The organism is Pseudomonas sp. OVF7 (assembly GCF_030644265.1).
Classification (GTDB): domain Bacteria; phylum Pseudomonadota; class Gammaproteobacteria; order Pseudomonadales; family Pseudomonadaceae; genus Aquipseudomonas; species Aquipseudomonas gorinensis.
In genome coordinates this window covers 4043688-4056819 of the sequence record NZ_CP128996.1, presented here as the reverse complement: position 1 = coordinate 4056819, position 13132 = coordinate 4043688, and the positions used below count along the sequence as shown (strand labels likewise).

The window sequence follows — 13132 nt, the reverse complement described above, 5'->3', positions numbered from 1 at the left end:
GTATCTACTAATGGGGGCGGAAGGCTTCGTTAGACTCAAGTTGTTGTCAGGCAGGTCTCACTACTGATGCTTGAAATTACTGAGGATGGCTCACGTAAACGCCGTGACGTTCAGATGAAATGCGTTAAGCATCAAATCTTGAGCTGAAATGACCTACATCCAAGATCGTTCAACTTTCCGATCATCTGCTCAGCCAAGCCATTGGCTCAAGCGTTAGAAATATTGGATACTGCCATTGCGCCAGCACCCATTTTTCAAGGTTGAAATGACACATGGCAAGGAAGAAAGCAAAAAACTCCGGTGGCACCGGCATACTTATTATTTTTGCTCTGGCATTCAGTGCTCTCGCTGCTATCCCAAAAAATGCCTGGATAGCGATCGGTGTCATAGCGGGTATCGGCACCATTATGTGGCTGCTGGCCGAACGCGGAAAACGCCGGCTCAATCAGCTTCAAGCATCCGCTGCAAAGAATGTACGCCCGCAAAAGCCACAAAGCTTGGGCGTAACGTTTTCCATGCGTGAAGTCTCGACGAGCAATAGGGACAATGAGGAAAGCCCCGAGTTTTATACGGTGCAACTCGGCTCTCCCCCTGCCAATACCTTTAAAATTCCAAGTATCAGCTCACAGAAGGCCGACGCCCGCTGGGTGCCTGCTGGCGAAATCATCGAAGTTGCCGGCTTCTCCCTGCCTGGCGGCATGTTTTATATCGGGAGCACACTCGGTAGCACACATGATGCTCAAGAGCCTTCACTGATCAACCCAAAGCTTCGGATTGCCAAGAACTACGTCGACCTCAATGAGCGACTGATGTCTTATTGGCCGAGCTTTCACTCCATTACACCGCAAGCGCGACGCGGATACCTGCAATGGCTCGCAGGTGGGCGTAGTGATCCGTTGGCGGATACCGGCTATGTATTTTTGTTTTTCTACGGTTTAGAACGTCGAGCCCTCATTGATCCCATTTACGATTCAAAGGTCATTAATGAGGTTCCTCTAATAGTCGACGAGGTCCGGCGTCTACTGAGTATTTATAGAGGAAATGGGTCATTCCGAGGCTATGCAGAAGGCTTCCTTGACTACCTAGGCAACCGCGTTGTTGACGCGAATCTCTACCTTGGCCTGCCACCCAATGTGGCCGAACACAGCTACGAAATGCCTTTGCCGCTGCGCATTGGTTTAGGTCAGCACGCAGCCAATAAGCATCCGCTGAATGCCGATTGGGCACTGGCATGGGCGTTGGCTGACCCCAACATCAGTAAACGCACGCCAGTCATACGCTGCAAAGATGTGTTTTCACGCTTGTTCAAGCTCAAGTACGAAAACACTTATCCTGCGGGCCTGACATTGGCGCAGAACAAAACCAAGCTGAAGGCCAGCTATCGCCCTGCCTCTGCCGTAATAAAGGCCCCCACGCTTACCCTGGGGGATCTACCTGACATCATGGCAACCTCGGGCACACGTAAAATTTTGCAACTGCTGGTCGAGCAATGCACCAACGAAGTTGAGCCCTACAGCCGTTATTTGGGAAGAAACCCTGAAAGCGCAGAGGCACTTGAGGGGCTCCTGCAGCTTCCTGTCGCGCTCTGGCCGAAGGCAGCCCACGATGAATTGGATGAGTTGCGGTCTAGGATTGGTAACGACCTGATCGTCATGAGTTTTGGAGAGCTCGCAGGACGCTTTAAAAGCGCGGGCGCGTTGTCTCGAGACAAAGTACTCGCTCTGGCCCGCGCATTGGAGTCGCTGCATATTGGAATGGAACCCGACGTACTGGGTGGTAGCAAGACGCCAAAAGCCCAGGACCGGATCGCGTTGTTTGTAACCCAGCCTGAAGATGGATCACTCCGTGCGTCTGCTGCATACAACGCTGCATCGGTAACCCTTGATTTGGCCAGTGCGGTGGCTTCGGCCGACGGTGATACCTCCAACGAAGAAATCACACTGCTTGCTCAGCATATCGATTCATGGAGTCACTTGAGCGGTGCCCATCACAAACGCCTCAAAGCACATCTGCAAATCCAACTCCAACAACCACCCACGCTTGCTAGCCTTAAGAAAAAGCTCGATCCCTTGCCCGTCGATGCAAAACGCACCATTGCCGGCTTCCTCGCTCATCTGGCGCAGGCCGATGGCATCGTCAGCCCTGCGGAAGTGAAGTTGCTGGAGCGTGTTTATAAGGCACTGCAATTGGATAGCCAGTTGCTTTACAGCGACCTCCATGGGGCGGCAGCCGGTGTGGGTATCGCCGTGACGCCTGCCACCACTTACCCATCCGCCGAACCCGGCGCGCAGCCTGCCTCATCTTCGAAACAAGGTTTCGTCCTTGATCATGATCGGATTGCACAGCTTCAGCGGGAGACAGCGGAGGTCTCCGCCCTCCTCGCCAAGGTGTTCACTGAGGATCAGGTTGAGGAGCCGGAGCGGCCGACTGAAAGCGCTGAACCGAATTCGGAGTCGAGCGTGGACGTGCCTGGGCTTGATCTGGAACACTCGGCCTTCCTCCGCCTGTTGATCTCTCGCCCGGAATGGACCCGCGCAGAACTGGAAATCGCTGCCAGCGACATGGAGCTGATGCTCGATGGCGCTCTGGAACAAATTAACGACATGGCTTTTGAACGATTCGACATGCCCGTCACAGAAGGCGACGACCCGGTCGAGATAAACACAGACATCCTGGAAGAATTAGCCCTATGAGCACTATCAGAGCCAAGGATCGCGATGCGGTCATTCAATCGTTACGCGCGGGCGTAGTGCCACGTGTTGGTCAGCACCTGATTCAGGTTGGCCGTGTAGGTGAGCTTGATGCTCTGATCAAGGATGTCGAACGCCTGGTGGAAAGCGGATCAGCGTTTCGGGTGGTGATAGGCGAGTACGGCGCAGGTAAAACGTTCTTTCTGAACCTGGTTCGTGCTATCGCCATGGAACGAAAACTCGTGACCATGCATGCCGACTTGAACCCTGACCGCCGGTTACACGCCACTGGGGGGCAAGCTCGCTCGCTTTACTCCGAACTGGCCAAGAATATGTCAACGCGCACAAAGCCTGACGGTGGTGCCATGCAAGGCATCGTGGAGAAATTCATTTCCCAGGCCAAAACAGAAGCCAAGGCAGCGGGTACCGACAGCGAGACAGTAATTCGTAAACACTTGGCCGAATTGACCGAAATGGTTAATGGCTATGACTTTGCCGAGGTGATCGCTGCCTACTGCCGCGGCTTTGAGGAAGGCAATGAGCAACTGAAGGCGGACGCCATTCGTTGGCTACGCGGAGAATTCACCACCAAAACCGATGCCCGCGCTGCCCTGGGCGTGCGGACGATCATTGACGACGCCTCCGTCTACGACCAGCTCAAATTGCTTTCCAGGTTCGTCAGACTCGCAGGGTTCGGTGGCCTGATGATATGCCTCGACGAACTGGTTAACCTCTACAAACTGGCGAATACGCAGGCTCGTAATGCCAACTACGAACAGATCCTCCGCATCCTCAACGACTCATTGCAAGGGTCATCCGAAGGATTGGGTTTCGTGCTAGGCGGCACGCCCGAGTTTTTGATGGACACTCGTCGAGGGTTATTCAGCTACCCCGCCCTGCAGTCGCGATTGGCTGAGAACTCGTTTGCCAAAACCGGACTGGTGGATCTCTCGGGGCCGGTCATTCGCCTTACCAGTCTTACCCCTGAGGACTTCTACGTACTGCTTCAAAAACTCCGCCACGTATATGCCGGCGGCGATGCCGAAAAGTATTTGCTGCCTGACGAGGCGCTTCCTCTGTTTATGGCTCACTGCAACCAACGCCTAGGGGAAGCCTACTTCCGCACACCGCGCACCACAATCACAGCGTTCATCAATCTACTGGCCATCCTGGAGCAAAACCCAGGGGCCGATTGGCGAACACTGCTAGGGGCGGTCGAGGTCGCCAAGGATTCCGGCGGTGAGGATGATATGAAGGTCGATGCGGACGATGAACTTGCCACCTTCACACTCTGATTCATCAGGCTTCGAACAGCTAGAGCCCCGAATCCAGCGCTGGATTTGGGCTGAAGGTTGGACCTCCCTTCGCGACGCCCAGGAATGGGCCGTGCCTGTTTTGGTGCACGCCGATCAGGACGTCATCATCGCCGCAGCAACAGCCGCTGGCAAAACCGAAGCCGCCTTCTTGCCCATCCTGACGAATCTGCTCAATAACGATGATCCGCCTGGCGCGGTGCTGTATATCAGTCCGCTCAAGGCCTTGATTAACGATCAATGGGACAGGTTAAGCCGACTCTGTGAGCAGCTTGAGATCCCTGTTGTCGCTTGGCACGGAGATGTTTCATCCAGCAAAAAACACCGTTTTCTCAAATCATCTGAAGGCGTGCTGCTGATCACTCCCGAATCTCTTGAAGCATTGTTCGTCAACCGTGGCTCAAGTCTCGGCGGGGTATTCCAACACCTGCGCTATATCGTCGTGGACGAACTACACGCTTTCATCGGCAGTGAGCGAGGCAAACAACTTCAGTCATTGATGCACAGGGTTGAACTTGCTGCGGGGAGGCGCCTTCCTAGGGTTGGGCTTTCAGCCACCCTCGGCGATATGCAGATGGCGTCAGCGTTTTTGCGCCCAGCCAATGCCGATAACGTTACCGTTATTGAATCGAAAAACGCTAACCAGACACTTCAGGTGCAAGTTCGCGGCTACATTCAGCCGCCAATGAGCGAGCTTAAAAAGAAACCTGCTCAACCCAATGAGCAGGAGGGGAATGAAGACGAAACGGAAAATGAGGCAAGCCCCGACTTCGCGATTGCGGAGCATCTCTACCAGGTACTACGCGGCAGCAATAACTTGATATTCCCGAATAGTCGGTCCCAGGTTGAATGGTACGCAGACCAACTGCGCCGACGATGCGAGAAAGACGGCGTGCCCAACGAGTTCTGGCCTCATCACGGCAGTCTCTCGAAAGACTTGCGGGAGCAGGCTGAACATGCGCTGAAAGCCGGAGACCGGCCAGCATCGGCGATTTGCACTACAACCCTTGAACTCGGAATAGACATCGGCAGTATCAAAACGGTGGTGCAAATTGGTGCCCCACCTTCCGTGGCAAGTCTGCGTCAACGTTTAGGGCGTTCCGGCAGACGCCCAGGAGAGAAAGCAACGTTACGCGTTTACTGTAAAGAATCACCGCTCACGGATAAATCTGGCTTATCCGACCAATTACGCCAAGGGTTGGTACAAACAATTGCCATGGTTCGACTGCTGACCAGAGGTTGGTTTGAACCTCCCAGAGCGCAGGGCATTCATGCCTCCACCTTGGTTCAGCAATGCCTTTCTATCATTGCTCAATGCGGCGGCGCTTCGGCTGCCGACCTATGGAAAAACTTGATTGCTGAAGGCGCATTTCAAGGTATTGAAAAACCGGACTTTGTGAAACTACTCAAATCTCTTGGGGAGCACGAATTGATTGTCCAGGACAGCTCAGGATTGCTGCTGCCTGGAACAGTTGGTGAGCGCATGATCAATCACTATGAGTTCTACAGCGCATTCACTAGCGATGAAGAATTCCGTCTGGTATGCGACGGTAAAGCCTTGGGCTCGGTCCCCGTTAGCCGTCCGCTGACCAAAGACCAACGCATTATCTTCGGTGGCCGTCGATGGCAGGTGCGTGATGTTGACCTGCAGGCCAAGGTCATCATCGTCTCAGCGGCACGCGGCGGTGCTCCTCCACAGTTCGATGGCTTGGGCGCAATGGTACATGACGCCGTACGCGCGGAGATGCGAGCAGTCTTAGCGGACTCCAGCCCCTGCCCTTTTATCGATCATGGTGCCAAAGCTTTACTCGAAGAGGCCCGGAAAACTTTTGCCTTATTGGGGCTTGGTGAGCGGTACCTTATCGAGTCGGGTGGGAAATGTTATTTGATTAGTTGGTTGGGTGATTACGCTAATGATGCATTAAGGCTGCTGCTTAATCATGCGGGCCTTTTTTGTGATAACTCGGGTCTGGCTATAGAAATCGATGCGAATATCGATCAGGCAAAAGAGGCACTTGCGGTTGTTGGAGGCCTGGACCCAAGTGACCTCAATTCGATTTTGGAGGACGTACAGAACATGTTGCGCGAAAAGTGGGATTGGGCGTTGCCGGAATCGTTGCTCGTGAAGTCTTTTGCTTCCATATCGCTCGATATCTCAACCGCTGTTTGCTTTGCCCAAAGACAGTCGATGAGCTGAATCTAAACCTTGAGAGGTTGGTGTTGTTCGGACAATCTCCTGTCCGAACAACACCACGGTATTTCAAGACGAATCCCTTACCGCCTGACTTCCACTTTGTAAAATAAATTCTCAACTGTCAGCCGGCGCCGATCAGACGTAACTGCATCCTGAATCTGGCTAGCCAAACGCACGTAGTACTTACACTCTTTTTGTGAACCCAAATCCGATACCGGTTTAGCCGCTTGAATAAAGCTTTCATAGGTGCGGGTGGTAGAGGACATCAACTCGCCAATACCTGGCAGCGCCATCGCGTCCTCCTGACGGGCAGGCGGCCAGGCAGGTTCGAATGTGAGATTGTTCTCACTGAGTTTGACCGTGAGGAACATCTCCGGCTTGCCCGTGACCTCATTCACCCAACACGGTGGAAGGTCGCCGCCGCGCCCCTTATTTAAGCGGTTCTGCAGAAACTGAACTTGGCCCCGTAAGTCTTTATTCGCTCTCTGCAACTCAACCGGATTTACGCCACTTTTTTCTGCCTGAATCAAGGCCACAGCATGCTTGATTGTTTGCTGGAGTTGATCATTTGTTGTCCCGAAAGCTGCCCCTAGCATGTCTTCCTGAGCCTTTAACGCCGCGACACGCTTCACCACATCGGTAGGCTGCGCGTCGCTTTCGTCATCAGGATCGACAACCAGCTTTTTCAACTGCTCAAACGACATCATGGTTTCTAGTATCAGTTGCTTGGCGTCATCACCTTTCTTCTGGCCAGCCACTTCCATCAACGCTTTTTCGATGGCTGCAAGAGCAGTCAGCTCTTGATCTTTTTGGGTCAAGAGCACTTTCAAGCGATCCAGCTCTGCATTGGCTTTGGAGGCATCTATCAGTTTGCTGATGATCTCATCAGGCTTACGCACACCTAATGCGGTCATACGTGCCTTCAAGGCCTCGGCTGCTGTACTGATCGCCTTTTCACGTATATCCAGATCTTGGAAGGCGGCCATTTTCTCATTCAACGCCTGATTTTTATGGGTTAACTTAAAAATCTGGTACCCCATTAGCAACAACAAAATAAAGCAGACGATGATAAAGATTTCGGTAAGTGAGAGCTGAAAAACCTGATCGTTCTTTCCGCTCATCAGGCGGTTCTCGCATCAGCCGGGCGGGCAGGCTCAGCATGTTGATTGGCCGACTCCCCAATCGATACGTCGCCGATCTTAGTGATCAGGGCATCCATCTGGCTGTGAACGGTTTCGATCACACGATTGTGCTGCTCCATACGTGCAGCGATCCCCTGATTCCTTTCATTACTCTCAACCAGTGCCTGGATCAGCGGCGCCAGGCTGAGCTCAAGACGCTCAGCCAAAACGTCTCGGTTGGTCTGAGTGACCTCACGTACACCCTTCAGGGTATCAGTGACTTCAGTACTCAGTCGCTCTACCGTATCGGCGTTTTCGATTCGAATGCTCAGGGCCTCCAGCTTGTCTGCAATGCGTTCAACCGATTGCTGGCGAGTCTTGATTTCGTTGAGGTACTCCTCTTGTTGGTCGTCCAGCGAATCCAGGTACTCTTTCTGCACACGCTCAACGCTGTCCATGACCTCTTTGCTCTGCTGTTTCATCGCATCCACCAGACGCTCCTGGCTGGTCACAATGGCACCTACAGCAACCAGATTCTCATCCAGCGTCTGAGTTTTGGCGTTCAGATTGCGTATGGCCGTGGTGACTTGGCGGGTGGCAGTTTTGACATCTTCGGCGAGGCATGCAACACCTTCACTGACACTGTCCGTTGTGCCTGCCAAGGTATCGATTGAACCACCCAATTTGCGGGTGAACAGGTCATCTGGAAAGATCATTTGCTCTACACGATCACGCGCCATCGTGCCGAAATCCAACGCGTTATCTTCCATCTGACGCAACGTGATGGTGCTCTTTTCGGCCAGTTCATTGATAGTGATCAACAATTTGTCACTGGCTTGCCGAGTGTTTTCCAGGATGAGCGAGAAGGCTTCATTGCTCTGCTGCGTAGCATTGGCAAAGTAAGCATCGGTGGCGGTGATGTTGTGCTCATACAGCGCCTTGACCTGCTCCTTGACACTCTGCACCGCCTCTCGGGAAGCGACACCGACTTTATCCCGGAACACTTCGAGCTGCTGAAAGCTATTGTCAAAGGAGATCGCGAGGTTTTCGGCCGCGTGAATCGCCCGCTCTTCGACACTTCTGACCGCGTCGTTAGCGTCGATACGAAATCCGGTATGAGTAACCCGCGCCAACATACCCAGCGCGGTACTGACCATTGCGGCGCCAAACCGAGTAGCCATTCCATTCAGGTTATCGCCTAGGCTCTCAATATCCAGCAAGCAGATGATGATGCTGGCCACAGTGAATAGAAAGCCCAGGTAGTAAACCGAGTCGGCAAATTTTGCCAGGGTGAGTTGCTTGTCCCATTTTTGTCGAACCGTATAGCCAATGGCCCAATAGCCCACCATCACCGAAAGTGGAAAAACAAACCCTAGCCACTTAGGGTCTTTTAGCAACAGACTGGCAATCGACAGGCTGATTTTCAGTACTACGGCGATCGCAAAGTAGGTGCTGACGCGCCTGATCCATTTATTGACGTCCATTTACAGCCCCTCAACCCGGGAAAACCCTTCCACGGATACACCGTTATCTTGAAAATATTGCTCCCAGAATACGGCCAACTTGTTGCTCTGCAGCGCTTTTTGATCAGCCGCCAACAAATTGATCGCCACACTGCTACCGTTCAGGCCCGGCGCTGCAGCATTTTGCCCATAAGCAGTCTTGCGAAACTCCGCGTACTGCGGCAAGGAGGCCTTATACATGCTGAACTCCGGCATGTTTGCCAGCATGTCCGAGTAAATCACCAGCCTGCGCTCACCTGACACATGCGCACGCTCAAATCCATTGATGCCTACCAGCTGCAGCATCTGGAAAATGGGCGAGTTTTTGCTGCGTTCTTCCAGCGAGATCTTGTGCACGATGTCATCGAACGGCTTTACGAATTTCTGGTTAAAGTCACGATCAACAAACTTTTTGTTATTGGTCTGTTGGTTTCTATCCTTCCACTGCCCAGGATTGCAGCGTTCAAATAACGGTTTTTCATTGCTTTTGAAGTCTTCACCGAGCAGAAACACCGAGAGCAGGTAGCCCTCGGGCAGCTCCTCAGTGACCATTGTTTTCAGCCGTTGGCCCAAAGCAACTTTCTGAGTAAACGGGAACGGCGAGGTGTTGTCGATCAACACCACGTATTGCCCTTTAGGCCCTGTAGACGGGCAAAGAGTCTCCTTATCGAAGGTTTCACGGGTGAAGTTGATATAAATCATCGCGCTGGCCGCAATCAGGGCGACACCACCGAACATTACGCCGACAACTTTACCGGAAAGCCCTTTTTTCTGGGCATAAATTGCCATTCTGCTCTCCTTAAAATAGCTGCTGCAGCGGCTGTACTTGATCGTATTTCTGGTTAAAGGACGATTGGATTCGGGCTCTGATCGTCTCGAGACTGGAGATCATTTCGTGCATCAAGCGTTCTTGTTCGGCCAGTTTTAGCTCGTCCTTTTCGGTGCCAAAGTCGGGCATCTCAGCCTTAACAAAAGTCACCGGCTCGTCGAAATAGGCCGGCGGTGGATTATCGCGAGGGCGGGCCATTTCGTTTTCAATTCGGTATGTCCGAACCAGACTGGTCAGTGTTTCGTCAGCCAGCACCATGCGCTCATCCACAACTTTCTTGATGACCGCTTTTTGGCTCATACTTCGCTTGAAGTTTTGGATGGCGGATGAGGCACGATCAACGTTCTGGTCGATCAGCAGCAAGGATTCGACCTTGCGCTGTTCAAGCACTTGTCGTAACGCCTCAATTACAAAAACATAACTCCGTTGCGCGTCTTCGTAAGCCAGGTAAACCCTCGCGTACCCTGGATAACGATCTGTCCAGGTATAACCTTTATAAACAGCCATCAGCCCGAAAATAACCGTCAGGGCAAATAACGCGCACGTGCTGATGTCCTGAAATGGAAGGACCGACGTGTGGACATAGCCGAGAATCAGCGCAATCGCTGATTGCGATTCATCTTCCAGTTGAGGCAACACAAAACGGAAATACGCAGTTCCTAGACCAACAGTGACCATGCTCAGCAAGGAGGCAACGAACGCGAAATATCCTGCAAAAGCCAGAGAGGATTTTATATGGTTTTTATAAGTACTGGCCCTACCGAGAAAGAAGCATACAAATACGTTAAATGCCGAAAGCATCAATGCAGTTACAAATCCGCCGACATAACCGCTGGCGATGCCCTCTGAAAACAAAAAGGCGTTTCCCGCCCCCTCAATGACAATCATCGCGATCAGCAGGCCGCCATTCTTCCATTTCGCATCTCCATCGGACGCCTCTGCAAGCCGACCTTGCAACTTGTGCTGCTCGCGAAACGCCTCCAGCGCACGGGCCTTATCCTCAGCTACCTGCTGAAGCTCCGTTAGCTCGCCGTCCATTTTTGAAATGTCTTGATCAGCGTTTCGCTCAAACTCCTCACCCAATGCAATCGTGCGCTTGATCTCCCGGGTCACATCAATCGAGTCCAAGCGGTTATCCAGAATTTTGAGCGACCGCTCGCCGTACTTGAGTATCTGCTCGCGCATTCTTCCGAGCGTCCCTCGAATACTGTGCTCAACATCTGACAACTGGGTCGCTGTACTAGACGGCACACCCGCTGCTCCACGCAGCTTTGCTAGCTCAACAACACGAAGTTCCCGTTGGATTTTCTCAGGATCAATGTTCGGCAGTACATCGCTATCCGGCTCATCCTTCCGACTGAATAGTTGGACGATGAAAGCCAGCAGCTTTCGAAAAAAACTCATTTATGTGAACCACAAAAATCAGAAATGGAGGGGATGCAGAGATAGGAAGGCACTAGGCTGACGCCCAAGAGGACGCACAGAAATAGGTGAGTGTCGCGGCCATCCCTGCGCCAGCGTCGAGTAATGGCCAAATAATGCCAAGCGCTACAGATAAGGGCAACAAATCAGCACAAAAATGTTTAATTTTGGACAAATGGTCAGTGCTGTTCTGGGAATACCAGCCGGCCTGTTCTAGCAAGCCTCGCTTAACAGGCGATCCGCTGGATATTGCCGCATTAACCCCATACTGTCCCGCAGCAGAGAGGCCTCAGCCAATCGCCATACAGCCCTTTGGGCAGGATGACGACTTATGCGTTTTCCATCCTCGGGCCGATGAAAACTGCGCATTAGCGCGTTTGCGTATGCCTTTCTGAAGGGCGTCCTCACTCGCCTGCCGATGCAGCGGGCGAGTGAGCAAGGAGTTAACTTATACGCAAGACGAGATACCCGTCTGCTTACAACGTGTCTAGAAAATCCGGGACGATTCACGTGATGGATGGACGCACACTGAAAGCCACCTAGCTGCACCTTGGTTTTCGGTCAGAAATTGCCATTCGTAATCGATCGCATATTGGCTGCGATTGGGGGCATAGCCAGGGATAAATTTCGACCTTAAAAAAACGCCGCCCCGCTAATTTGAGGTCCCCATCCCGGAACGGCCCGTCAGGACGCTCCAAACGAAAAGCCGCGATTGACTGCACATTCGATCACACCGCAAGTGACCCCTTATTGGTACGACCGCCCGATGTCGTTCACATCGCGTTGCCTAAGCCCGACCCGCCGCTCCTGCCCGGAACGGCGGGTAACCCAGGCGATCTAGCCGACTTTCACATTCATGGTGATGCGTGCCGTAAAGACCTTCACCCCGGCCTCGTCGAAGATATCGACCGGAACAATCTTGTCGCCCGAGGTCTGCCAGTCGATTTCGCTACCGTCGGCAATCGCGTGGATGGACGTTTTGGCCTTGGCCAAATATTCGACGCTCATGCCTTTAGGAATCCAGCGAGCGCCGCTGGGGATGGACACTTCGGTCATCATGCCGCCCGCCAGTTCTGCCGCGTTGCACAGCGCGATAGCGTGAACGGACGCCAGGTGATTGGTGATTTCCTTGCGAAACGGCACCTTCACTTCACCGCGGCCGGGGGCCAATACAGAAATTTCCGGGTTGATGGTGCCGAAGTACGGTGCCATCTGGCAGGCCATATTGCTGAAAGCGGACGGACCAACGCTTTGGTACATGCTGAGAGTCTGGCTCATGGGATATCTCGGGTCAGGTGGCTGGAGTCATGGACAAAACATTACTCAATTACAGAATATTGCTCTGTTACAGAACAATATTCTGTAAACGCTCAGCCTGTCAATCTCTCGTGCCAAGCCTCGGTTTCAATTACCATGGCCCCTTTTTGCCTGGGCCGAAAAATGGAACCTGTCGATCTCCTCGAACGCTGCTACCCAGGCCGTCGTGCCGAGTCCAAGCGGCACATCCTTCGATGTGCCCTGGCGCTGTTCAACCAGCAGGGCATTGAAGCGACCACCATCGACATCATCCGTGCCGAAAGCCAGATGAGCGTGGGGGCCATTTATCATCATTTCGAGAACAAGGAAGGCTTGGTCGCGGCGTTGTACATGACCGCCCTGGACGATCAGGCGCGCCTCAGGGACAGCTACCTTGCCGCTGTGACGTCGACCAAGGAATGGGTGCATGCTCTGGTGTTCAGCTACGTGGATTGGGTGGTCAGCCAACCCGACTGGGCGCGCTTCCAGTACCAGGCGCGCTTTGCGGTTGCCCGCAGCAGCTTCAACGAGCGGCTCGCCGAGGCGAATCTCGCCAGGAACGCCGCGCTCAAGAAGTGGTTCAGCGACCCGGCCCACCGGCAGAATTTGCAGGCCCTGCCCTCCGAGCTGATACCGTCACTGATCATCGGTTCGGCGGAGAGCTACTGCCGCGCCTGGCTCTCTGGCCGCGTCCAGCGCAACCCAGGGCTCTTGCGGCAGCAGCTTGCAGATGCGGCCTGGCGCGCAGTAGGACGTGAGGACTAA

General features: G+C 53.3%; 9 protein-coding genes. 4 read left to right on the top strand and 5 right to left on the bottom strand.

What is annotated here, in order from left to right; all coding sequences use genetic code 11:
- Window positions 1–272 precede the first annotated feature (272 nt).
- From QU606_RS18415 to QU606_RS18405, 3 genes are read left to right on the top strand one after another with little or no spacing between them, the layout of a single operon-like run.
- Window positions 273–2693: a TerB N-terminal domain-containing protein gene (locus QU606_RS18415; protein WP_304997296.1), complete on the top strand. Its 2421-nt coding sequence runs from the start codon at window positions 273–275 to the stop codon at window positions 2691–2693.
- A complete protein-coding gene (locus tag QU606_RS18410) occupies window positions 2690–3985 on the top strand; it encodes an ATP-binding protein (protein ID WP_277378197.1) in 1296 nt (431 codons plus the stop codon). The genes QU606_RS18415 and QU606_RS18410 overlap by 4 nt, the downstream gene beginning before the upstream one ends.
- Window positions 3986–4028: 43 nt before the next feature.
- Window positions 4029–6200 (top strand): DEAD/DEAH box helicase, encoded by a 2172-nt coding sequence (locus QU606_RS18405; protein ID WP_304998634.1) that lies wholly within the window; start codon window positions 4029–4031, stop codon window positions 6198–6200.
- Window positions 6201–6277: 77 nt separating this feature from the next.
- Here QU606_RS18405 and QU606_RS18400 read toward each other — a convergent pair whose 3' ends face one another.
- The 5 genes from QU606_RS18400 to QU606_RS18380 all read right to left on the bottom strand — a co-directional run bounded on the left by QU606_RS18400 (window position 6278) and on the right by QU606_RS18380 (window position 12349).
- The gene (locus tag QU606_RS18400; RefSeq protein WP_024075606.1) at window positions 6278–7318 is read right to left on the bottom strand and encodes a hypothetical protein; all 1041 of its coding nucleotides are present in this window, start codon (window positions 7316–7318) and stop codon (window positions 6278–6280) included.
- Window positions 7318–8802, bottom strand: a complete 1485-nt coding sequence (locus tag QU606_RS18395; protein ID WP_024075607.1) for a hypothetical protein — start codon at window positions 8800–8802, stop codon at window positions 7318–7320. The genes QU606_RS18400 and QU606_RS18395 overlap by 1 nt, the downstream gene beginning before the upstream one ends.
- Window positions 8803–9609, bottom strand: coding sequence for a hypothetical protein (locus QU606_RS18390; protein ID WP_024075608.1), 807 nt, complete (start codon window positions 9607–9609; stop codon window positions 8803–8805).
- A 10-nt stretch (window positions 9610–9619) separates the two neighbouring features.
- A complete protein-coding gene (locus QU606_RS18385) occupies window positions 9620–11053 on the bottom strand; it encodes a hypothetical protein (RefSeq protein ID WP_024075609.1) in 1434 nt (477 codons plus the stop codon).
- 855 nt (window positions 11054–11908) lie between these two features.
- A complete protein-coding gene (locus QU606_RS18380; RefSeq protein WP_024075610.1) occupies window positions 11909–12349 on the bottom strand; it encodes a hotdog fold domain-containing protein in 441 nt (146 codons plus the stop codon).
- 162 nt (window positions 12350–12511) lie between these two features.
- Between QU606_RS18380 and QU606_RS18375 the strand changes: the two genes are divergently transcribed.
- A complete protein-coding gene (locus QU606_RS18375; RefSeq protein WP_069075952.1) occupies window positions 12512–13132 on the top strand; it encodes a TetR/AcrR family transcriptional regulator in 621 nt (206 codons plus the stop codon).